16 protein-coding genes are annotated in these 22406 nt (G+C 47.1%); 8 read left to right on the top strand and 8 right to left on the bottom strand.

Translation table 11 applies throughout. The annotated features are described in order from the left end of the window. The first annotated feature begins 84 nt into the window (after positions 1–84). Complete coding sequence (locus tag A7K91_RS14080) at positions 85–489, top strand: MarR family winged helix-turn-helix transcriptional regulator (RefSeq protein ID WP_068684467.1); 405 nt, start codon at positions 85–87, stop codon at positions 487–489. A 158-nt stretch (positions 490–647) separates the two neighbouring features. On the opposite strand, the gene A7K91_RS14075 is transcribed toward A7K91_RS14080, so the two are convergent. The 3 genes from A7K91_RS14075 to A7K91_RS14065 form a co-directional block, all read right to left on the bottom strand. Then, positions 648–1886 carry a CapA family protein gene (locus tag A7K91_RS14075; protein ID WP_245697518.1) on the bottom strand — a complete coding sequence of 413 codons (1239 nt, stop codon included), beginning with the start codon at positions 1884–1886 and terminating at the stop codon, positions 648–650. A 139-nt stretch (positions 1887–2025) separates the two neighbouring features. Continuing rightward, positions 2026–2736, bottom strand: coding sequence for an RluA family pseudouridine synthase (locus A7K91_RS14070; RefSeq protein ID WP_068683767.1), 711 nt, complete (start codon positions 2734–2736; stop codon positions 2026–2028). After that, positions 2733–3602, bottom strand: a complete 870-nt coding sequence (locus A7K91_RS14065; RefSeq protein ID WP_068683765.1) for a class I SAM-dependent methyltransferase — start codon at positions 3600–3602, stop codon at positions 2733–2735. Before A7K91_RS14065 ends, A7K91_RS14070 begins: the two co-directional genes overlap by 4 nt. A 279-nt stretch (positions 3603–3881) precedes the next feature. On the opposite strand from A7K91_RS14065, the gene A7K91_RS14060 reads away from it, so the two are divergent. The 6 genes from A7K91_RS14060 to A7K91_RS14035 are packed head-to-tail and all read left to right on the top strand — an operon-like array spanning position 3882 to position 12390. Further along, a complete protein-coding gene (locus A7K91_RS14060) occupies positions 3882–5036 on the top strand; it encodes a glycosyl hydrolase family 8 (protein WP_068683763.1) in 1155 nt (384 codons plus the stop codon). 24 nt (positions 5037–5060) lie between these two features. Beyond that, the gene (gene wsfD, locus A7K91_RS14055) at positions 5061–6563 is read left to right on the top strand and encodes a glycan biosynthesis hexose transferase WsfD (RefSeq protein ID WP_068683761.1); all 1503 of its coding nucleotides are present in this window, start codon (positions 5061–5063) and stop codon (positions 6561–6563) included. A gap of 37 nt (positions 6564–6600) precedes the next feature. Then, entirely contained in the window at positions 6601–8172 is a 1572-nt protein-coding gene (locus A7K91_RS14050; protein WP_068683760.1) for a hypothetical protein, read from the top strand. A 10-nt stretch (positions 8173–8182) separates the two neighbouring features. Next, positions 8183–9433 (top strand): glycosyltransferase family 2 protein, encoded by a 1251-nt coding sequence (locus A7K91_RS14045; RefSeq protein ID WP_068683759.1) that lies wholly within the window; start codon positions 8183–8185, stop codon positions 9431–9433. A gap of 13 nt (positions 9434–9446) precedes the next feature. Continuing rightward, a complete protein-coding gene (locus A7K91_RS14040; RefSeq protein ID WP_245697516.1) occupies positions 9447–11546 on the top strand; it encodes a cellulose biosynthesis cyclic di-GMP-binding regulatory protein BcsB in 2100 nt (699 codons plus the stop codon). Next, positions 11539–12390, top strand: a complete 852-nt coding sequence (locus tag A7K91_RS14035) for a GGDEF domain-containing protein (RefSeq protein ID WP_068683753.1) — start codon at positions 11539–11541, stop codon at positions 12388–12390. The genes A7K91_RS14040 and A7K91_RS14035 overlap by 8 nt, the downstream gene beginning before the upstream one ends. A gap of 107 nt (positions 12391–12497) precedes the next feature. Here the strand turns inward: A7K91_RS14035 and A7K91_RS14030 are convergent, their stop codons facing one another. The 4 genes from A7K91_RS14030 to A7K91_RS14015 all read right to left on the bottom strand — a co-directional run bounded on the left by A7K91_RS14030 (position 12498) and on the right by A7K91_RS14015 (position 18527). After that, positions 12498–12779 (bottom strand): hypothetical protein, encoded by a 282-nt coding sequence (locus A7K91_RS14030; protein WP_156739557.1) that lies wholly within the window; start codon positions 12777–12779, stop codon positions 12498–12500. Positions 12780–12889: 110 nt separating this feature from the next. Beyond that, the gene (locus A7K91_RS14025; protein WP_068683749.1) at positions 12890–13975 is read right to left on the bottom strand and encodes a nitric oxide synthase oxygenase; all 1086 of its coding nucleotides are present in this window, start codon (positions 13973–13975) and stop codon (positions 12890–12892) included. Then, on the bottom strand, positions 13972–15246 hold the full coding sequence (locus A7K91_RS14020) for a serine hydrolase domain-containing protein (protein ID WP_068683747.1): 1275 nt from the start codon (positions 15244–15246) through the stop codon (positions 13972–13974). Before A7K91_RS14020 ends, A7K91_RS14025 begins: the two co-directional genes overlap by 4 nt. A gap of 173 nt (positions 15247–15419) precedes the next feature. Next, positions 15420–18527, bottom strand: coding sequence for a hybrid sensor histidine kinase/response regulator (locus A7K91_RS14015; protein WP_068683745.1), 3108 nt, complete (start codon positions 18525–18527; stop codon positions 15420–15422). A 150-nt stretch (positions 18528–18677) separates the two neighbouring features. Between A7K91_RS14015 and A7K91_RS14010 the strand changes: the two genes are divergently transcribed. Further along, on the top strand, positions 18678–19787 hold the full coding sequence (locus A7K91_RS14010; protein WP_068683743.1) for an HD domain-containing phosphohydrolase: 1110 nt from the start codon (positions 18678–18680) through the stop codon (positions 19785–19787). 119 nt (positions 19788–19906) lie between these two features. Here A7K91_RS14010 and A7K91_RS14005 read toward each other — a convergent pair whose 3' ends face one another. Then, positions 19907–21892, bottom strand: a complete 1986-nt coding sequence (locus A7K91_RS14005) for a glycosyl hydrolase family 18 protein (protein WP_245697514.1) — start codon at positions 21890–21892, stop codon at positions 19907–19909. Positions 21893–22406: the final 514 nt, after the last annotated feature.

Genomic DNA, 22406 nt, shown 5'->3' with positions numbered 1-22406 from the left:
TCAGTTGATATAATAGAAGAGAGGCAAGATGCGCGAAAACGCTAAACGTACATGTTAAAAATGGACAGAAAGCGGGTGGAAGTCGTGGTATCCGAGGATTTTGCGAAAGTTTGGACAAAGCTTTCGCGCGAATGGCGGATCAGCATGGAGCAATCGCTGGCTCCGCTTACAGAGGGACAGCTTAATGTGCTGGAGCTGCTATTGGAATCAGATCCTATGAAGCCATCCGATCTGATTCAGCATTTGTCTACAACTCCTGCGGCCGTTACAACCCTGCTGGACAGAATGGAGAGAAACGAGCTGGTTGTGCGAACGAGAGACGATCAGGACCGGCGTATTGTCTGGATCAAGGTTTCCGAGAAGGGAGCAGCGGAAGCGGAACGAGGCAAGGCTATCCGTCATTCCCTGATAGAGCAGTCGCTGGATCAGATTTCGGAATATAATCAAAAGCTGCTTGTGCTGCTGCTTGGCAAAGTAGCCAATCAATAGGGCTAGAGCCCTCGCCGCAATGGGGCTGTCTGCGAAACAGTCCTTCGGCCAGTCAAAATAAAAGCAAACATCTGAAGTGCCGATCCTATCACCTGCGGCAAGTTGAGATGTTTGCTTTTTGTTTGAATGTGGTTTAAAAAAACTAGCTCTGTACGCTTCTACTTCATGGATTCAAGTCTTGTGTTCAGCATAGCCAAATCCCTCTGTAAGGTTTCATAATCCGTTGGCGTCAGCAAATCATCATTGGAGGCAGCCAAAACGTCTTCGACCGGCAAAATGCGATAACGGAAATGTTTATCCGGTTTGTACCGGTGCACCCAGGTCGGGATAGCTTCTACCTCTTTGATAACAGTTCCGCCTTCCGTCATATTTTTGGAAACCGACACTTTAAAGATTACCCCGTAGTCCTTGGATTCTCCACGCTGATTGGAAATGAAATTCCCCATGGAATAAATGATGAGGCATTCCTTCCGGTTTCCGTCCTCATCGAAGGATTCCACCATTTCATAGGGCTGCACAACATGGGGGTGGGAGCCCGCGATAATATCTGCCCCCGAAGCGGCAAGCGAACGGGCCAGATTTTTCTGTTCTTCGCTAGGCGACGTCTGATATTCAATTCCGAAATGAAGAGCGACAGTGACTAAGTCGGCTCCTGCGTCGCGCAGCTTTTTGATATCCGCTTTAATGGCCTCCTCTGAAATCAGATTAACGAGGTAAGGTTTTCCCTCAGGAATCGGAATGCCGTTAGTCCCGTACGTATATGACAAAATCCCCATCGTTATCCCATTGCGCTCTACTAAAACCGGCGCATCGGCCTCCTCTTGAGAAGCTGCAGTCCCTGTAAAAGAGAATTCTAGCTCTTTCAGATTCTCAATGGTGTTGCGCAATCCGCGTTCGCCTTTGTCGAGCGAATGATTATTGGCCGTTGACAGCATATTAAAGCCGGCGTTTTTAAGCGCTTCCGCAAGCTCGAACGGTGCATTAAATGACGGATATCCCGTGTAGCCGAAGTCCGGGCCTCCAATAGGCGTCTCCAGATTGGCCATTACCCAATCTCCGCTTTGAAGGATGGGTTTGACGGGCTCGAAGTAAGAATCAAAATTATAGCTTTTGGTTGCCGCGTCAAATGCGCCGGGCAGCTGCGGAGCATGACTCATAATATCGCCGACGCCGATCCAAACCGCTTCAGCGAATACGGGCTCTGGTGTAGGCGAAGGCGTTGGCGCTGGTGTGTTTTGGTCTTCGCTCAGGGAAGTGGCTTCAACCGCAATCGGTGTGGGATTATTGTCCGCAGGCGCCGGACTGCCGCTTTTTATTCCGCTCAAAACCCAGATAACGGAGGCAGCTGCCAGAAGCAGCAGCACAAAGGCGGGCAATACCCATCTTCTTTTTTTCATCTTCCTATACATCCTTTCTTGCAAAGCATAGAAGCAGCTTGCGTTCGTCAAGCAGAACAAATGCCCCGATGCCATGCAGCGCTCCATTCATGAGGCAAAAGGCAAGGCATCGGGGCAATACTCCCTTGGGGGCACAAAACTATTGAATAAAGTGCCGCGCCGCCGCTTCAAGCTGGGCCGGGCTCCAAGGCTTCCAGGCTCCCGCAAGCTCAGGCAAGGAGGTAAAGGTTAAGCGTTCCTTGGTTACGGGATGGGGGAAGGATACAGAGGTTGACCATAAAGCGATGCTGGATAAAGCGCCGGGCTTCCGATCACCGTATTTTTGATCTCCCGCCAGCGGATGGCCGATATGCGCAAGCTGTGCGCGTATTTGATGAGGCCGTCCTGTCTCCAGTGAAACCGCCACCAGCGATGAGGCGCTGTTATTGGCTATAACGGAATAGCTGAGGATCGCTTCCTTGGCTTCGGGAGCGGCATGGTTCAGCACCGTCACCTTATTCCGGCTTCCATCCTTTGAAATATAATGGCGCAGTGTTGCAAAGCTGCGGGCCGGAACGCCTTGCGCAACGCACATATAGGTTTTGCCGAAGCTGCGGCTTCTGACGGCTTCAGAAAGCCGGGAGGCCGATTTGGAGGTTTTCGCGAACACCATTGCTCCGCCAACCGGGCGGTCGAGCCGATGCACCAAACCCAGATACACGTTGCCGGGTTTATCGTAGCGAACCTTCAAATCCTCTTTTAAAATGGTAAGCATGTCTGGATCGCCCGTTTCATCAGCCTGCGAAGGAATGCCGGGCGGCTTGACAACCACAAGCAAATGATTGTCCTCGTACAAAATGGCTACCGTCATGAACGGGACTCCCAGCGGCCCAATATGCCGCATGGCAAGTGCAGACCGGAAGCGGTAATTGGCAATCCAATTTCTCCGCAATTGATTTCTCCGCCATATTTGGCCTTCATGGTATTATGCAGAAGATGATGCAGCACTGTCGGAGAAAGCCCCGTTGTATAAGAGTTTATGAGCAAAAACAGCGGATTAGGCGACAGGATGGTTGTACAGGTTTGCAGAAACGGAAATAAATTTTCTTCCAGCTTCCACGTTTCTCCGTTTGGCCCGCGTCCGTAGGATGGAGGGTCCATGATGATAGCGTCATATTGGCGGCCGCGGCGCTGCTCGCGCTGAACGAATTTGAATACGTCATCGGTTATATAGCGGATAGGCGCATTTTCCAGACCGGACAAAGCGGCATTTTCCTTTGCCCACTGCACCATGCCTTTGGCTGCGTCCACATGGCAGACATCTGCACCGGCCGCAGCAGCCGCTACGGTCGCGCCGCCAGAATAAGCAAACAGATTCAATACGCGTATGGGCCTGTTGGCATTTCTGATTTTGTCCATCATCCAATCCCAGTTAGCGGCTTGCTCCGGGAACAACCCGGTATGCTTGAAGTTCGTCGGCTTAATATGGAAGGAAAGCTCTCCGTATGAAATAGTCCAGCGCTCCGGCAGGCTTGGCTTCATATCCCATTTGCCTCCGCCGGAAGAGCTTCGGTGATAGTGGCCGTCGGCCTTTTTCCACTGCGCAGTTTCGTTCATAATGGGCCAAATAATTTGCGGATCAGGTCTGCGCAGCACATAAGAACCCCAGCGCTCCAGCTTGTCCCCATCGCCCGTATCGATAATTTCATAATCTCTCCATTGATCAGCTATGTACATAGTAGGTAACCCTTCCTTGACTTCATTAAATGCGTGTTCAAAAATCCAAAAGCCCTCGTTTGAACAGCCTCATTAAGTCTTGTAATATGTGGACATCATCGCCTATTATAACGAAGCGGAAGGCACTAATCAATGAAAGTCCTTATAGGAAGGCAAGGTTAATAGCTTTTTTAAAATGTGTTTAGATTTTGTACAGTAATTGATGGTAATATTATTAATGATGCTAAAAAGAATGTTGTCGAGGTTCCGCTTAACATGTCGGAGTAGGAGGGATGGCGTATGTTGCGTTACAACCGCAATAAGGTTGTCATATCGGTGATCGTAACCGGCGGGCTTGCACTGTTCCTAGCGGCATGCGGCTCACAGGAGCAGGGAGCTGCGCCTCGGCCAAACCAGACGGAGTCATCGCCGCCTGTTATTCATCATTTTGGCGATTTGTCGAATGTAAAAGACAAACGTCAACAACTGTATCAATTTATTTCCGAAAATATGACGGGACCTCGCGGCATTTATACAAATTTGCTGGATACAGCCCAGGATAGTGAATTAACGACGGGACATGAGCTGTTAAGCGAATCAGCCGGGCTTATGATGAGGCAAGCTGTCTTGACTGGAGATAAATCGGGGTTTGACAGGACATGGGGAGTGGCGCGTCAAACGTTTGATACAGATCAGCTTTTTAGCTACCGCTATAGTCCAAAGCTGGAAAAGCGTTATTCTGTTAATGCTGCAATAGACGATTTACGCATCATTCGTGCGCTTTATGAAGCGGGTGCAGAGTTCCAGACTGAAGAATACAGAATTGAAGCAGATCGTTATGGCGCGCGTTTTTATGGGACAAACGTAAAAAACGGGCGATTGTACGATTTTTTTGATGCCGATTATGGCGTAACCAATGATTTTATTACGTTATGTTACATTGATTTAAAGACATTAGAGCTGCTTCCCGTTGACACGGCAGAAAAGAATACGCTGGTGGGCAAGATGGGTACTATTATACAAGACGGATATTTGACCGATGAATTTCCTTTTTACCATACCCGTTACGACTATGGTAATGGAGGGTATACGACGGAGTCTATTAATACCGTGGAATCGTTGCTTACCATACTGCATTTGGCCGAGGTGGGCAAACATAAGCCTGAAAGTATTTCTTTCATTAAAGAGAAGGTAAACGCAGGGGAATTGTTTGGCCGTTATTCAACAAGCGGCAAAGCCGAAACCGATATCCGCTCAACCGCTATTTACGCCATCACGGCTATGATTGGATCGGTATTGGGTGATCAGTCGCTCTACAATGAAAGCATCAGCAAAATGAACCAGTTCCAAATCAGTGACAAAACTAGCGGGATGCTGGGCGGCTTTGGCGATGCGGGAGCAAAACAGGCTTATTCCTTCGATAATTTGATGGCTTTGCTTGCTTATTCATATTAATCCTACAGAAAAGAGGGCGCTTAGATGAATCAGACCGGGGCCGGCTTAATGCTAAGGCGCTTTTTGGCTTTTATGGCCCGATATGTATCCCCTGCGGGATTTGCTGCAGGGACGGCGCTATTGATTACATTCATCGCCTTGTTTACGCCGCCTTATATCGGCATGGCAGACAATGGCGACTTTTTCCGTGTTTTATACAGTAATGGTTTGTATTTTCATTTACCCGACTATGACAGCCAATACCTTGGATACTTTATAAAGGAATTTGGCATTTTACAATATTATAACGAAAATGTTGCGATCTATTATTCGTCACAGTCGTTGCTCATTCAATTAGCGCTAGCCCTAAACAAGCTGTTTGTAAGCACCGTTATATTTGATGTCAGGGTGCAATCAGCCATTTTGACGCTGCTGTTTATTGTCGCCATCTATTTACTGGTTGAAAGTCTCACATGGAAAATGAAGCCGCTGTATGGTTACATAATTGCAGTGCTTGCTGTATTTATGTTTGCGGATACGGCATATACCGCCTTTTTTAACTCTTTTTTCAGTGAAAGCATAGTTCTCATCATGGTCATATTGACGTTTGCCTCAGGATTATTGCTTTACAGGCGGCGTTACAATGATTACGCCATGGTGGCAGTGCTTGCAATAAGTGGCCTGCTCCTAACGACGAGCAAGCAGCAAAATGCTCCTGTCGGCATAATACTGGCTGCTACATGTCTGTTTTTACTGCTAATTCGCAAGGAGAAAAAATTTAAGGTGATTATGTTTTCCACATTGTCGCTGCTTTTCTTTTCAGGAATTGCTACTTATGCCTTAATCCCGAAAGAATTTGTCAATATTAATCAATATCATGCAATGACCCGCGGCATTCTGCTGGGATCAGACGATCCTGAGCGGGCACTCGAAAAAATGGGTGTCAACAAGCAATATGCTATTTTGAAAAACAGTATCTATTATGAGCCATTTACAACGGTGGATGTCAATTCGCACATATTGGAAAAGTACTTTTATAGTCAATATGGCTTTGGAGAAATTCTTGGCTATTACGTTTCTCATCCCAAACAGGCCATTAGCATGCTTGATCTTGCTGCAAAAAACGCTTTTACGATTCGTCCGCCTGCAATGGGCAACTATGAAAAGGAGGAAGGAAAGTCATTTGGACAACAAACCATGTTTTTCTCCGGGTATAGTTTGCTCAAAAAGGCGTTAGCGCCAAAAACATTTGGTTTTATTGTCATCTGGATAGCTGTAGTTACAGGCGTATACATGCCATCGTTTGTGACTGCAATACAAAGAAGGGATTTCCGGAACGCATTGCGATTCCCATTTATATTTTCAATGATTCTGATGGGGCTTTCGGGTATTTTTGTTTCCATTATTGGAGCGGGAGATGCAGATTTATCCAAGCACGAATTTTTATTCACGGTAACCTTTGATCTTGTTACGTTTGTTGTTATTTCTGATGCCATTAGGCGCAGATTATGGCAAAGAGACAGCAGGCTGGATTCGGAACCGGAATGAAATATGTCAGCAAGCCAGGATAAGAAGGTGAAAATACATGAAATTCAAAGCGGCTGCAGCCATCTTGCTCAGTCTTCTCTATTGGTTAACAAGCAGCCTGAATTTAACTGGAGTTGATGCTTCCAATGAGCAGCTAACCCCACAAAAGGTTTTGTTATTATATGACAGCATGGCGAATGACACAAGCAAAGCAGGTAACGTTGAATTGTTACAAAGACAGCTCGCTTCCTTTGGGATGGAGGTAACCCTTTTAGCTGAGGACTTTTATTCAAAAGGACTGCTGGACCAATTCAATTGGCTCATTCTAATTAAAAATTCTGCTGAAATCAGAACAATTAACGAAAGCTTTGAAAGGGATCTTGCGGCGTTTGAGGGGCATCTATTGCAGATTGGAGGCGTTTTATCGCCCCCTTTGAAGAAGAAGCTGCCTGTAGACGTCGAGTTTACCAAAAGCAAGCAAAATGTTGTCATAGCCATGAGTGGTCTGCAGGAAGAGGTAGCTCCTGTTCAGAATGCCGCATATATTCATGTGAATCGTGAGGCTGGTCAGTCTGTGGAAAGCTACGGGACGTTAAGCCCTATTAACTCAGATTCTAAAAACATGCCGTTTGCCGTCAAGAACAATAATGCTGCATATGCGCCTTTATATGAAAAGGGAAACCTAAGCGAGCTGGCGATGCTTTATGTTTTAAAGGAGTGGCTTGGGACAACTGGCGACGGACAACTTTATTTGCTTTTTAAAGAGATTTACCCCTTCTCCGACCTGGACCTTTTGGCGAAGGCAGCCGACGAATTGTATGAAGCTGGGATTCCGTTTATAGCTAGTGTACGCCCCGTATTGGACAATTTCGATTATCCGGCTATGTTCAGATATATGGAGGCGCTGAAGCATATACAATCCCGCAACGGAAGCATTGTTATCAATACGCCAGTCATATCTTCTACAACCAGAGATACTACTGAAATACTTGGCTACAAATTAACATCATTTATTAATGCTTTGGGTGATTATGGCGTTGTGCCCCTTGGCATGGGAGCAGAGTTATATTGGTCTTACGATAAAGAATACGTAAACAATGGCATGGCTTTTTTTGATTCGGTAATTCTTTTTCCCAATCAATTAATTATGCATCGCTCCCAGAGTAATGTTTCCCAGACTTTTGCATCCGCGCTTTACAGTGTAAGCCCAGAGGAATGGAATACGTTCCTGTCGCAACGTAAGGTCTGGGCAGATATACCGACGGATATAGCATTGACCGTTGATTTTCCGGAAAATGAGCAAGAACTGGAAGATATGGTGAGCTTTATAAATGACCAATGGCTGGTTTTTTCAGATTATAAGCTTGCGAGACATGAAGTGATAACAGAACGATTTACGATGGTTTCCGGCAATGGGTTGATGATTAATGGTAAGGGACAGATTTTGAACGACACTGAAAGAATCGTGGATTCAGATTTCCAATACGTTGAGGAGGATGAAGTCAGCTTTTCTAAATTGTTTAGTATTCAAAACAGGATATTCATATTTATTATTTGTCTAGCGCTGTTGTTGTTCGGTATTTTGTTTGTGTTAGGTTACCGTTTGTATAAACGTAAATACTTGAAATAAGGAGAAGCTTATGACGATTGCCGATATTTTGATGTTAATAGCCGTTATTAGCATCTGGTCCCTTCTGCTGGTTAATGTTGTGCTTATTATCGCAGGGTATTTATTTTATATTCAAAGCGAAAATGAGCAAGTGCCTGAGATTAAGGGTGAGGTTCCATTTGTTTCGATTATGGTGCCAGCGCATAATGAGGGAAAAGTAATTACCAAAACGGTGGAGTCACTGCTGGAGCTGGATTATCCTCATGACCGATATGAAATTATCGTCATTAATGATAATTCGTCAGATAATAGCGCAGAGCTTCTGGCTGGTGTACAGCAACGGCATAAGAATCGCAACCTCATTATAATCAGCACGGATGCAGTGACTGGGGGCAAAGGGAAATCCAATGCGCTTAACATCGGTTTCCAGCGCAGCAAAGGCGAGCTGATTGCCATATATGATGCCGACAATACGCCAGAGCGTACAGCGCTTCGTTATCTTGTGGGTGAAATTACAAATGACCCTACATTAGGCGCCGTTATTGGCAAGTTCAGAACACGCAACCGCGATACAAATCTGCTAACCCGGTTTATTAACGTTGAAACCTTGTCCTTTCAATGGATGGCTCAGGCAGGGAGGTGGAAGCTTTTCAAGCTTTGCACCATTCCCGGTACGAACTTTATTATGCGCCGTCATATTATTGAGGACATCGGCGGCTGGGATGTTAAAGCAATTGCTGAGGATACAGAGATCAGCTTTCGCATTTATACAATGGGTTATCGCATTAAATTTCAACCCAAGTCGGTGACGTGGGAGCAGGAGCCGCAAACGGTCAAGGTTTGGTTTAAGCAAAGAACGCGGTGGGCGAAGGGCAATATATATGTCATCGTCAAAAATATTCCTATGTTGTTTGACAAAAAAGCGGCTAAGGTTCGTTTTGATATTATTTATTATCTATCCATTTATTTCCTTCTTGTGACATCATTGATCATATCGGATTTGTTGCTTATTCTGAATGCTTTAGGTTTTGTCCATACAACTATTGCAAGCTTCAGCTCCTTCCTGTGGCTGTTAGCCATCATCTTGTTTGTTGCAGGAACCTTTATTACGTTAACGACAGAGAAGGGAGAGCTCAGGCTATCCAATGTTTGGATCATCATGTTGATGTATGTGTCCTACTGCCAGATGTGGGTGGTTGTAGCCGCTTATGGCCTGTATAACTATATCAAAGATTTATTGTTCAAAAGAGAAGTTAAATGGTACAAAACCGAACGTTATTAAAGCGGAGGGTCGCATGATGAAAAATATTTGGAGCAGAATCGGGCTTATCTGCTTGGCGTTGTTAGTGGGACAGTTGACGCAGTTTAGCTTTATGATTGCTAGCGCAGCAGGGGAAGCGGGAATGGAGCGGTATGAGCTATCCATTGTGTCCTCGGATACCTCGTTATCAGGAGCATACACATCAAGGCAGGAATATTTTCAATTACCAAGTCATTGGCAGGTCAAAGAAGCTACGCTGAATCTGGATTATCAGGTGTCACAGCTTGCTCTTGAGGATCGCTCCAGTATAACGCTGGAGGTTAATGGCGTATCCTTGTATTCCTTTAGGCCAAATCTGGAGATGGAGGGTAAACAGCGTTTAACGGTTTCGATTCCTTCCGAGCTGTTAGTAGCGGGTACTAACTCCATTGCAATGATCGGCAATGTCATGACGGTTATTGATGATATTCTCTGCGCGCCTGAAGACGATAGGGATAATTGGTTGCAGCTATACAGCAGCTCCAGCATCAATTTTCGTTATTTAGAAGATTCGCTTAAGGGTACAATTCGAGATTTTGCTGAACGCTTTTCGAGTATTGACAGCATGAACAAAAGCTTGAACGCAATTACGATTCCTGAGGGAGCATCGCCTTCCGAAATGGAAGCCGCAGTTTATGCCTTGTCCGGTTTTGCCAAATCCAACAGCCAACAGGACAAGCAGATTCCCATCATATCTTTTGACAATGAATATTTTGAAAGCAAAAGGTTCGTAACAGCGGTTGCGCTGTATGATCACCTTCCCGTGAAGCTTCAAGCCCTTATTGGCAACCCTGAGCTTCAGGGCAAGGCATTGATTCAATTGGTTGAATCGGATAATCAATGGGTATTGATTGTCACATCCAGTGATGATGAACAGCTTGTGAAGGCGGGGCGTTTGCTAGCCAATGGTCAGCTAGTGAGCCAGTTGGATACCAGCAGCAAAATTGTGGATGCCAATACCGATGTGGCTACTCCGTCTGTAACAATTGGTCAAAATATCGTTTTGAGCGAAACGGGAGATAAAGTATCTGGTCCGCGTCACCAGGAAAGGGCTTATTTCGTTGCGCTGCCGGCCAATCGTTCCATCGCAGATGCCAGTAAAATCAATCTTGATTTTAGGTATGCCAAAAACCTGGATTTTGACAGCTCCATGGTGACGGTGCTTATAAACAATACACCTATCGGAAGCAAGAAGCTTAGCAATGAACTGGCCGATGGCGATTCCTTAACGTTAACGATTCCGAAAAACATGAACATTTCGGGGAATTTCTCCGTAGTGGTTGCTTTTGATCTTGAAATAGCAAATGCTGCCTGTCTTCAAGATCAGAGCAATATGCCGTGGGCCTTTGTTACAAAGGATTCCATGCTTCAATTAAAGACAAAGGACAGAACGGATTTGTTATTTAATAATTATCCTTATCCGTTTCTGAGAGACGGCGTATTTAATGAGGTAGCGGTAGTACTTCCAAAGGAAAGTGATTCCAATACCTATCTCAGCGTCTCCAATCTGTTTAATTTGCTTGGGCAATATGCAGAGGGCAATACGGGCAATGTCGTTTTTTATAATGACGAGGTTGTAGAGGAAACATTAAAAATCCATAATGTTATTGCAATTGGAAGCTACCAGAACAATAAAGTGATCCGGAGCATTAATGATCATTTATATTTTAAATTTGACTCAGCCGGGAACGGGCTGTTGTCCAATGAAAAGATGAGTATCGAAACCAATTATGGAACCCGGTTGGGCAGCTTGCAGCTGCTAAATTCTCCGTTTGAAGCAGGCCATGGCTTGTTAGCGGTGACAGCTGCCGATCCGCAATATTATCAGCTAGCCTCCAAACTGATTGCCAGTTCGCAGATGACTTGGCGAATATCCGGGGATGGAGCGACGATAGACCGCGACGGCAATATCAATGCCTTCCGCTTTAAGCAGGATGCCGTTCAGGATCAGCCGTCGGCAATCAGCAGCATTACAGAGAGAACGGACGTGCTTTATTTTACTATAGCCGCAGGGCTTGTGCTTATGTTAGTTCTCGTTTCCCTCATTCTCCTGTTCCGCAAATATAGAAAACGGGGGGATCGCAACAATGCGTAATCAAAGCAGTATTATTTCGGACAGCGGGTTTCTGCTGCTTATCGTGCTTAGCTTTATATCCATTGTGTTTACAGCCGGCGATCCCAATCAATACTTGCAAAATATTATTTTCCTCAATGTTGCATTTCTGATCGCGGTTATTACGTACTTCACGAATGTGACAGCCGGGCTGATTTTGAATCTCCTGTTTATTTTCGGCTTCGGTACGTACACGCTGTACGAAAGTCTGGTTGTGGGAGGCACGATCAACAGCGCCAATTACTTCTGGCTGCTCATGACTCCGCTGTTTACTGTCGTTACCTGGATGTTTTCGTATGCAAGCAGACGCCTGCAGAGCGAAAACGAGCAGCTTAGAAAAACCAATGACCGTCACGCAACGATGGACGAAAAAACGAATTTGCGGAATAGCCGTTCCTTTCAGAACGATGCGTCCATCTTTATGGCGTTATCGACCCGCTACCAAATCCCGCTTACTCTGCTGGTCATCAACGTGAAGTATTGGGACGAGCTGCGGAGAATGATCAGTGAGGATGAAATGAACGATGCTATTTTGGAGTTGTCCAAAGTAGGGCAGACGAGTATTCGTACGAATGATGCGCTCTATATGTTAAACAGCGAAAACCCGACATGGGGAATGCTGCTGTTCACCGACCGTCCAGGCGCCAATATTGTTATTGACAGGCTGCGACAAAAGGTTAAAGAGATGAATACGGCCGAATTTTCCGCCAGATACAAGGTTGAATTGAGCCTGAAAATCGGGGCCGTTCAATATGAGCAGGAATCCCTCACAACTCCGCTTGAATTTATTGTCAAAGCCAGAAAAGAGCTGGAGTACGATGTGTAGGGGGTAAAATAACAGAAAAGCCGCTTTGCGCCAAGGTGAAATGCGACCTGCAAGAGGTCGAAGCTCATCGGCGTGTAAGCGGCTTTTTGTTGTATTAGCGCACTGCCCTAATAACAATAATAATATTCCCAGATTTTGTACGAGTCGTCCTTGCAGTCCCACCAGAAATCCCACCAGTTCTTTTTGTTAAACCAGTTCCAAATGCTTGGTTTTGGCGGGGGGTAGCTGTTTGTATGCACATAGATGTCAAAGCTGAATTGGCTGCTGCTTGTACTTCCGCCAAAAAATGACACAATGGTGGAAATAAAGCTTTTGTTTTTGTCCTCCACTGAAAAACCGGATGCAAAAGCGGAAGCAGGAAATGCCAGCAAAGCCATTAGCAATGTCAAACACATGACTCTTTTGAGCATGGACATGGGAAACCCCTCACATTTCCACTAATATAAAGAACAAAATGTTCTTTATATAGAATATTACATCATGTCCCTATAATTGTAAATCAGGATTTAAAAAAATTCGGGGTCAGCTCCGTATCGTTAAAACCGGTATGAAAAATAGAGGTGGCGGCAGGCGACATCGGCGGAATGAGCCAGGACCAACGTCCTGTTGCTTCCCTTCCCCGATCAGCTTCGTTTTTTTGAAAACGGGCAAATTGCTGTGCGGCAGTATGATGGTCGACGATGGAAACCCCATGTTTTCGGAAGGAATGCAAAACAGCGATGTTGAGCTCGACAAGCGCCTTGTCCTTCCAAAGGGTAAAACTCCGGTCCGTCTGCAGTCCTAGCTTCTCGGCGATTGCGGGGAGTAAATTATAACGCGCCTCGTCAGTCAAATTGCGCGCGCCAATCTCGGTGCCCATATACCAGCCGTTAAAAGGGGCTGCAGGATAGGAAATGCCTCCGATTTCAAGGCGCATATCAGCTACGATAGGCACCGCGTACCATTTCAAGCCTAATTCCGCAATCGAGGGATATTGGGGATGCTCAATGGGCACCTCTTTGACAATACCTTGCGGCAGAGGGAATAATTTCGGTTTATCTCCTGTTGCGTTGATAACAAGCGGAAGAATATCAAAAGGGGTTCCTTCGCCCTGCCAGCCCATATCCATACAAGTCTTGGTAAATTCGAGTGAAGCGGGGTCGCCCACAATGGCTCCGTTTCGTTCATAACCCGCATAACGGATAAGCTGGTGATTCCAGATTCGCGGGCCGCATCCGTCTTGGTCTGCAGCGGGAAATACAGTAATGAACGGCCGTATGGTCCCGCCGTTTGTTGCCGCAGAAATATGCTCCAGCAGCGCTTCAGCCATCGCCTCTGCCGTTTGGACATGACGGGCGTCGGTCACGCTCAAGCTTTCCCAAAATAACCGGCCGATGCAGCGGTTGCTATTGCGCCATGCCATTCGAGCGCCATGCTCTAATTCTTCTGTGGTGTGATAGTAAGTACCGCTATTTTTAATTTCAGCTTGAACGGTCTGGATTCGTTGCTCCGTTTCAACAGCGCTTTTCTCCAGCTCCTGGTAGCATCTTCTAATAAATTGTTCAGCTTCGGCTAATAAAGAGGCATTTTCTGTTGTTTGGCTCATGGATGTTCACCTTCGATTTTTGACATGCCAAGAAAGCTCCACTTGCCATCATCGGCTTGCTTGAAATGGTAGGTCCATAGGAAATGACAGTGATGGAATTCTGTATCGCTAACCGGATAGATCGGATTCAGCTCTTTATTATTCCAAATAAAGTAATATCCATTTTCGTTTTCGCCAACAACCGCCCGGCATCCGTATCCCTCATAGGTACCCGCAAGCTGCTGGAAGTGTCCGGATGGCAGGCTGCAGGCTGGCGGGAATTGCGGGATCACCGCAGCATGGCCCAAGGCAATATCGGCGAGACTGTCGGCTATTGCAGTAACGGGAATAAAGTTGTAATTGCTCAAAACAATAACCGTCAGCTTCTCTTCGGGGTATCGATGCAGCTCGGTCCGGAAGCCGTGATAGGCCCCGCCATGGTACATTCTTCTGTGTCCGTTTCGACGGTCAAGAAACCAGCCTAAGCCATAAGGCGCTGACTCATCGCGAAGCATATCTTCATTTTGGCTTTTCGGCAGCAAGCTGCTTTCATAGAAGGACTGATCCCATTTCAGCAGGTCTTCCACGGTTGAATACATGCCGCCGGCGGCGCCAACGGAGCTTGTATCAACATATTCGGCAGGGATTGGTGTATTGCCCGAAGAGTGATAGGCGGAAGCCAAATCTTGAATGACGGCTTGGCCTGTCAAAAGTCCTGTATTTTTCATTTCAAGCGGGCCCAAAATAAACGTTTGCAGAAATTGGCTGTAGCTTAAGCCGCTGACTGCCTCCACGATAAGTCCCAGCAGGTAATAGCCGGAATTATTATAGCTGAACCTTTCCCCCGGAACGCCATGGGGAAGATGTTTCGTTAGCAGCTCGAAAAATTCTTCTTTGCCCATCGGCCATTTATTATAGTTGCCGTTGTATTCCGGCAAGGATGTCATGTTGGGCAAGCCGGAACGATGGTTCAGCAATTGTCTGATCGTAATGTCGCCAAATGCCTTCATTTCAGGTATGTATTGTGATGCAAGGCCATCCAGCTGAAGCTTGTTTTGTCCGGCCAGCAGCATAATCGCCATGGCGGCAAAGGATTTGCTAATGGACCAGATGCCGAAGCGGGTATTGCGCCGATGGGGGACGCGGTGCTCCAGCGAGGCGGAGCCGTATGCTCCCAAATGGATGATTTCTCCTTGACGGGCAATTAGCACGGTTCCGCTAAACGGCCATTTTTCCCGGTATTGCTCCATATATTTTTGCAGGGATGACGCTAGTGTAGTCGTTGTATTCATGCGGGCTGCTCCTTCCGTTGATAACCACTATTGTAGCATGAATTATGCGGGTTCAACTAATCATCCGCCGCCTGACGCCATGTCAGAAGCTGCTTCTTAAGCAAAGTGCGGCCCATCGTCATTCTCCTTGGGAGAAGGCAATGGGCCGCCTGCTTGTCCATTCTTTGGTTTGCTTAGTTCGGCGCATGCCGGTCAGGAATACGGAATGAAATGCTGGTCCCTTGGTCCGGGGCGCTTTGGATAAACAAGCCTTTGCCATAGTGCTGAATCAGGCGGCGATGTGTATTAGCTATGCCAATGCCGCCTTCACGGTCAAAAGCTTTCTTCAGCAGCTTGTCCGCCTTGTCCTGCGTCATACCTTTGCCGTTGTCGCGAATGTCAATAACGACCTCATCATCTTGCCGATGAATGGCTATCGTGATGGTTCCTCCGCGGGACAAGCTCATAATGCCGTGTTTTACCGCATTTTCAACCAAAGGCTGGATAGAAAGAGGAGGGAGATACAGGTGAATCTCCTGTTGAATCTCCCAGTTTACATGTAGCCGCTCCTCGAAACGCTCCTTTTCAATATAGAGATATGCCCGGACCAGCTCCAGCTCATGCGATAAAACAACAAGCTCTCCTGCATTGAGAAAGTGGAAGCTGATTCGCAAATACGAGGTGAAGGCTTCCGCAAGCCTTCTCATTTTTTCGCTGTCGATTTCGCTTAAGGCTAGAATGGAGCTTAGCGTATTAAACAGGAAGTGGGGATGGATCTGGGCTTGCAGGTATGCCGCCTCCATCCGCAGCCGCTCCGTAACGGACCGCTTTAACGTTGTGAGCGACCAAACCCGGTATTTCAGCTCAAGCCCGTCCACCGGCTTGGTCAAATAATCGTTAGCCCCAGCTGAAAAGCCGGCATAAACATCAGCAGGCTGGCTTCGGGCGGTCAGCACCAAAATAGGGAGCTCCGATATAGAGTAACGCTCCCGTATTTCTCTTGTAAGCTCGTATCCATTCATGGATGGCATCATGACATCAGTGATAACCAGGTCCCATTGCCGGGTGGGAAGCAGGCGTAATGCCTCCTTGCCCGAGGTTGCGAGTGTCAGCTGGTAGGGGCCGCTGCCAAGGATAGTGGACAATATCCTCAGATTGACAGGATCGTCATCCACCGCCAGAATTTGCCCTTGATTGATCTCGCCCTCCTGACCGGAGCCTGCCGCACGCCAGCTTTCCTCCCACGCGTTATCCTCCGTACCTTCCACAAAAACGGGATTAACAGGCTCGATCCCTTGCTCAGAGTCAGCAGCAGCTACGGAGTAATCTGCCTGAGGCAACGAAAACTGGAAGGTGGTTCCTTTTCCTGGTTCAGATCGTACATCCAATTGCCCGCCGTGCAGCTCCACCAGCTGTTTGCAAATGTTAAGCCCCAGACCAAAGCCGCCGCCTTCGCCGTCAGCACCCTGCTCATAGGGCAAAAAGATAACCTTCAGGTCATTCTCGCGGATGCCGGCTCCTGTATCTGTAACCTTAATAATGATGGCGCCGCCGGCTTCTTCTGCTGAAACGGTAATGGAGCCTTCCCGGGTATGTTTGATTGCATTGTGAACCAGGTTAAACAAAATTTGAATCAGTCTTTTTTCGTCAGCCTGGATCGGAGGCAGGTTCACAGGAATAGCGGAAATCAGCTTCACGGGTTTATTTTCAGTCAGATAGGCCAGCATATCCAAAACGCCGGGTACGACCGCATCCAGCTTGAGAGGGGAGAGGTGAAGCCGAATGCCGTTTTCCTTCAGCGTAAGCAGCTCCAGCAAATCATCCAGCAGGCTCGACATGCGCTTGCTTATTTTTAGCAGCAGGCCTATGTCCTTGATGCTTCGCTTGTCCATATCCTGCTCCCTTGAAACAATGCTTTGAGCAATGTTGATAATCCCGTGCAGCGGCGTTCGCAGCTCATGCGAGGTATGGGCCAGAAAGCGGTCCTTAACTTCATCCGCCGCTCTAAGCTTGGCATTTAAGCGGGCGTTTTCCGAAGCGTTGCTCATATAGCTTTTAAACCAATATGTCGAAAAGGATATGATGGCGATCAAAATATCAAATGGATAATATTCTCCATATACCACTTGCCTGCTGCTAAGTACGCCCCAAATCACGCTGGAGAGTATGCTCATTGCCGCAAGCATCAGAAAAATGGCGCCAGGCCGTCTCTTTATCAGCATAAATACAATTAAAGCCAAAAACCAGAGAACGGGCAGCATATAAAAGAAATCAAAAAGCTTGTATTTCACCGAATATTGCACAGTCGGCGCTGAAGCCACAAGTGTAAATACGCAATATAGCAAATGCAGGAGGGTATAGAAGCGAAACCATCCCTTGTCCCTGGTGGTCTTTGCAAAGTTGCGGGTAAGCAGCAGCATAAAGAATGTCAAGTTGATATAAGACAATAGGGTTAGCTTGACCGTCCAGTCATAATTGATGGGCAGCCAATACAACAACAAATAATCATGTGAGACAATGATTGATATCCCGGCTGAAGCCAGGAGGCTGAAAAAGATCAGAAACGCTTTTTTGGTAAGATCCAATACATACAGTATAGCTGCGTAAATCCCGTGCAGAAGCAATATGACAAAGGTCGATAATTGTAAGCCGATAGAGTACCAGCGAACGGTGTCGACAGATGACTGCAAACCTAGCATGACCGGTTTTATTAAACCGCCCCGATAGGGGTTGTCGAAATTCGCCGCTTTGATTTTCAGCACCAGCAAGGTTTCGCCTTGGGCAGGTTCATATGACGGCGTATAACCTGCGCGTCTTGGAATATAGTCGGCTTTGTTGTCGGCTGGCACGCCAAATTCAAAAGACGGTTTACCGTTTATTTCTGTAATGGAGGCTGTTTCGGCCTGTTTGATCCAGAAGGTATAGGGATCTTCCTTGACAGGCCCGGGAATGGCAATGGTCAATTGATAAACTCCGTAGCCATATGCGTTATCAGCGGCGCCAAATGCGTTGCCAGCTTGCCAGCTGCCAGGAACCTGCACATACGATGGTTCGCCTTCAGTCTCGAAGCTGTTAGGATAAAATTCCCATTCGCCATTAAGCGCCAAAGGCCTGTTTTTGGTAAAGTCCCAGTCGCTTAAATCAATAAAACCCTTTTCGATAGCTGGGATGGAAGCAGGAGCATTCCACTGCACCCAAAGAAGCCGCAAAGAAAGCAGAAAGGCCAAAAATAACAACATGATCAAGCTATATTTTATGAGTATGGAGCCATTTTGTTTTGTCATGCTGTTTAAGTTCGACATGAATAACGATCTTCCTTCTCCCGAGTCTTTTATGAGGATATTATTCGACAAAATTATGTTGAAAAACATCGAAAAATCAGCTTAAGTGCAGGAATTCAAAGCTTTCGCATCGAATTAAAATGACAAAAGAAACGGGATGAGGAGCGCCATATGAATCAAGTGTCCGGAAATGCTGAAGAATTGCTGGCCGTCATTTTTGATTATACGGCCAGAATTGCCAATGAAAACAGACTCAAGCACGTATTAGTGTTAATGGCTGATATGGGGCGTGATATGGTAAAGGCGGATCGTTGCGCCGTATGGTTGATTGATCATGAAGCGGGACAATTATTTACCGCAATTGCCCATGGCGTCGGAGAAATCCGGATTTCGGCAGGAACCGGAATTGTGGGGGCATGCATCGCAAAGGGCGAGCCGCTCCTTATAGAGGACGCCTATCTGGACAAGCGTCATAGCTCGGACAGCGACAAAAAAACGGGATACCGGACCAAGGCGGTTTTATGTATTCCTTTTCGCAACAATGCCGGCGAGGTAATCGGGGCGTATCAGGCGATCAACAAGCTTGGAGCGGAAGAGGTGTTTACAAGTCAGGACCTGCGGCATTTGTCGCTTGCCGCTGCTTATACGGGGAAAGCGCTTGAGGCCGTTATGCTGCATGAGGAGATGCTGGAGACGCAAAAGGAGATCATTTCCGTCATGGGCGAAATTGGCGAGACGCGTTCCAGGGAAACCGGGCATCATGTCCGCCGCGTTGCGCAGTATTCCTATCTGCTGGCGCTTGGCCTCGGCATGGAGGAGAAGGAGGCCGACTTGCTGCGAAGCGTATCGCCCATGCATGACATCGGCAAGGTCGCCATCCCCGATTCCATATTGCTAAAGCCCGGAAAGCTGACAGAGGAAGAGTTCCAGCAGATGAAAAACCATACGTTGATCGGACATCAGCTTTTGCGGCATTCCAAAAGAGAAATGCTGCAGGCAGCCTCCATCGTTGCCCTCCAGCATCATGAAAAATGGGACGGAAGCGGTTATCCCAACGGTTTAAAGGGGGAGGACATTCACCTCTATGGCCGAATTACTGCCGTAGCGGATGTTTTTGACGCGCTTGGCAGCAGTCGGTCCTATAAGAAGGCATGGGAGCTGGAAGATATCATCAAGCTGCTTGCTGATGAAAAAGGGAAGCATTTTGATCCCAAGGTTGTTGATGCTTTTATGGACATGCTGCCCCGTATTCTGGAGGTTCGCGATGCGGAGTGTGATTAGGACCTGTCAAGCGATGCGGAAAAGGCACTTAAAAAGCTGGCCGGTAACGAGGCATGTCAGACATGTCGTTTCCGGCCAGCTTGTTGTTTGCGAGACTTATTTGACTTCAATGAAATTTTTTAAGATTTGGCCTGCAGCATTTTGGTCCACAGATCGGCGTCCTCATAGCCTAACCGCCATGCCGCCACTCCTGCCAAGTCGTATTTTTTGGCGATAGCAATACGCTTCAATACAGTTTCATGCGTCTCAGCCCAAAAAACATGGGTATAGCCATCCTTCTGATAGGTATATTTCCACTGGCCGGATTCTTTATGGAAAACGCCTGTCGCCTTGTTCTCCTCAATCAGCCTTGGGAGCTCCTTCATAAAAATAGCTCTGTTATCCACCATGCTTCCCGATGCGTCAAGCCGCCATTCCCTTACGTAAAAGGGAATACCAAGCATAAGCTTGCTGCGGGGAACGCCATAATCCAGAAATTGCTTGACTCCTTCCTCCGCCCAGGCTAACCCGGCTACGGAGCCCGGTTTGTCGCTGCCTTTCCAGTGCTCGTCATAAGCCATAATAATAACGGTATCGACGATGGCGGACAAAGCTGCGTGATCGTAGGCAGTCAGATGGTTCCAGCTAACGCTGCCTCGCGGCAAATCGATGGAAACCTTCAGTTTTTTGGCATGGGCAGCGTTTGTTAATGCCTTTACAAAAGCGGTATAGGCAGCCCGGTCAGCTCCCGCAACCTCCTCGAAGTCCAGATTAACGCCATAAACGCCAAGCTGTGACAGCCGTTCAACCAATGACTCAATAAATGTGGCCTGCGCTTCTTTATTTTTTAGAAATTGGCTTGTCATGCCTCGATCAAATTGATTATGAACAAGCGGAACGGTCAAAATACCTCTTTCCTTCAGCATGGCCACGCTTGTTGCATTAGAGGTATCCTCCAATGTGCCGTTAGCGTCAGAAAGCTTAAACCAGGTTGGCGAATCCATATCAAGCCCTTGCGTTCCGGCTACATGACTTTGAATCGTAGAGGAGGCGCTGCTCCCATTCCAGCCCAGAATAACCAGCGGTTTGACATTGGTCCAGAGCTTGCGCCCCTCCAATGTCACGATAGAGGCATTAGCGTAATATGTCGCATAGGAAAGGGCGGAGGAAAGCTTGTGAAAGGATTTGATTTTCCGGTCGCCTTGATAAACCTGAAGATAGGGATAGCTGGACCAAAGCACCTTGCCATCGTTTACAATCTCCGTATTGGCTAGCGTAACGGCCAGCTTGACCGCCTCCGGCAATCCGCGGAACGCTTTAACAAGCTTGTCGTTTTGCTTGACCTCGTAGGCCGGTATCGTAGAATGGACAACCTTTCCGTTTTTCAGGTTTACCAGCTGGCTGCCTGGAAGCTTTTCGGCTGCCGCGATTCCGTTTTTCAGAAAAGAAAATAGCTTGGCGTCCTCTACCGCTTCCCCATTCAGAGTGATTTGATAGAGGGGCTCTGCTGCACTTTGCGCCGCGATTTGCTCTTTCGTCAGATTGTCCCAAATCCATTTTCCCGTGGCCAGCTCGATGACATGGGCGTTGCTCCATTTTTTGGCTTCCTTTTTCGCTTCGTCAAGTGTGACATAATTCCATTCCGGCAACGTGATATCACCCTGGTAAAGACGATAAGCGGGGTAGGAGGAGTATGCCCATCCCGTGTTTTCCAAATCCCGGATATGTACATTTTTATTCCGTTTGGCAAATGCAAGAGCGTCCGCGTACGTTCTGTATTCCCAAGCTGCCTCGGAGGCGCCGTTTACATAAACCTTGTATCTTGGAAAGTTATCCCAAACCCACTGTCGACCGGAAATCTGCTCAACATGACTGTAGCGGAATTGTTTCGCGTAATACACGGCTTCCGATTGAGACTCAAACTCTTTTAATGCTTTTTCGTTCTGGTAGACGCGGAATTGCGTCATTTTGCCGCTAGCTGCATCAGTCCGGGGCGGAGCAGCAAGCATGGAGCCTGCCGTCAATATTGCCGTTACTGTAAGCAAGACGGCTTTTTTAACGGCCAAAGCTGTCTTAAAACGAGGCTGCTTATCACTAATCGGCCTTGCAAACGGATTCATCCACATTATTTTTCCATCACTCTCCTCTTCTAATCTAGTTAATTAGACGCGAGAGGAGAGGGCGAGTTGCTTCAGCGGCGTGTAGTAAATTGTGGGAAACCACTGCAGGACAGAGGCGGGGCGATTGCTACGAGCAACTTATAAATGCTAAGCGGGGTTTTGCGGGTGCCAAGAACGGACCACATTCATTCGGACATCGATGTCCATTAGAGACCTTTTTATGGGCAAAAGCCCATTTTAAAGGACATCCATGGCCGTAAAAGACTGGATTCTCACCCTATATGCGAATTTCGAGCGTCTAAAGGACACGGGTGACCGTTGGCAGAAGAAAATATAGCTATTTGCGGCTCTGGCGGTCATAAGTGACCGCTAGACGAAAGAAGAAGAAAGAAGAAAGAAGAAAGTGAAAGAAAAAAGAAAAAAGAAAATAAAAAGAGGAAATAAAAAAAGAAAATGAAAAAAGCAGGTTGCCTGGCGCGGCAGCCTGCTTGATAAAAACAAAAATTAGTTTAAGTGCGAG

Origin of the sequence: Paenibacillus oryzae (assembly GCF_001675045.1) — a bacterium.
Lineage (GTDB): Bacteria > Bacillota > Bacilli > Paenibacillales > Paenibacillaceae > Pristimantibacillus > Pristimantibacillus oryzae.
The sequence above is the reverse complement of the archived record's forward strand: the minus strand, read 5'-3'. Positions and strand labels throughout refer to the sequence as shown.

Bases quoted from the DNA above. Each gene is read 5' to 3' on its own strand.
- A7K91_RS14075 (WP_245697518.1), bottom strand. From the start codon at position 1,886: ATGAAAAAAAGAAGATGGGTATTGCCCGCCTTTGTGCTGCTGCTTCTG.
- A7K91_RS14070 (WP_068683767.1), bottom strand. From the start codon at position 2,736: ATGACGGTAGCCATTTTGTACGAGGACAATCATTTGCTTGTGGTTGTC.
- A7K91_RS14065 (WP_068683765.1), bottom strand. From the start codon at position 3,602: ATGTACATAGCTGATCAATGGAGAGATTATGAAATTATCGATACGGGC.
- A7K91_RS14060 (WP_068683763.1), top strand. From the start codon at position 3,882: ATGTTGCGTTACAACCGCAATAAGGTTGTCATATCGGTGATCGTAACC.
- wsfD (WP_068683761.1), top strand. From the start codon at position 5,061: ATGAATCAGACCGGGGCCGGCTTAATGCTAAGGCGCTTTTTGGCTTTT.
- A7K91_RS14050 (WP_068683760.1), top strand. From the start codon at position 6,601: ATGAAATTCAAAGCGGCTGCAGCCATCTTGCTCAGTCTTCTCTATTGG.
- A7K91_RS14045 (WP_068683759.1), top strand. From the start codon at position 8,183: ATGACGATTGCCGATATTTTGATGTTAATAGCCGTTATTAGCATCTGG.
- A7K91_RS14040 (WP_245697516.1), top strand. From the start codon at position 9,447: ATGATGAAAAATATTTGGAGCAGAATCGGGCTTATCTGCTTGGCGTTG.
- A7K91_RS14035 (WP_068683753.1), top strand. From the start codon at position 11,539: ATGCGTAATCAAAGCAGTATTATTTCGGACAGCGGGTTTCTGCTGCTT.
- A7K91_RS14025 (WP_068683749.1), bottom strand. From the start codon at position 13,975: ATGAGCCAAACAACAGAAAATGCCTCTTTATTAGCCGAAGCTGAACAA.
- A7K91_RS14020 (WP_068683747.1), bottom strand. From the start codon at position 15,246: ATGAATACAACGACTACACTAGCGTCATCCCTGCAAAAATATATGGAG.
- A7K91_RS14015 (WP_068683745.1), bottom strand. From the start codon at position 18,527: ATGTCGAACTTAAACAGCATGACAAAACAAAATGGCTCCATACTCATA.
- A7K91_RS14010 (WP_068683743.1), top strand. From the start codon at position 18,678: ATGAATCAAGTGTCCGGAAATGCTGAAGAATTGCTGGCCGTCATTTTT.
- A7K91_RS14005 (WP_245697514.1), bottom strand. From the start codon at position 21,892: ATGTGGATGAATCCGTTTGCAAGGCCGATTAGTGATAAGCAGCCTCGT.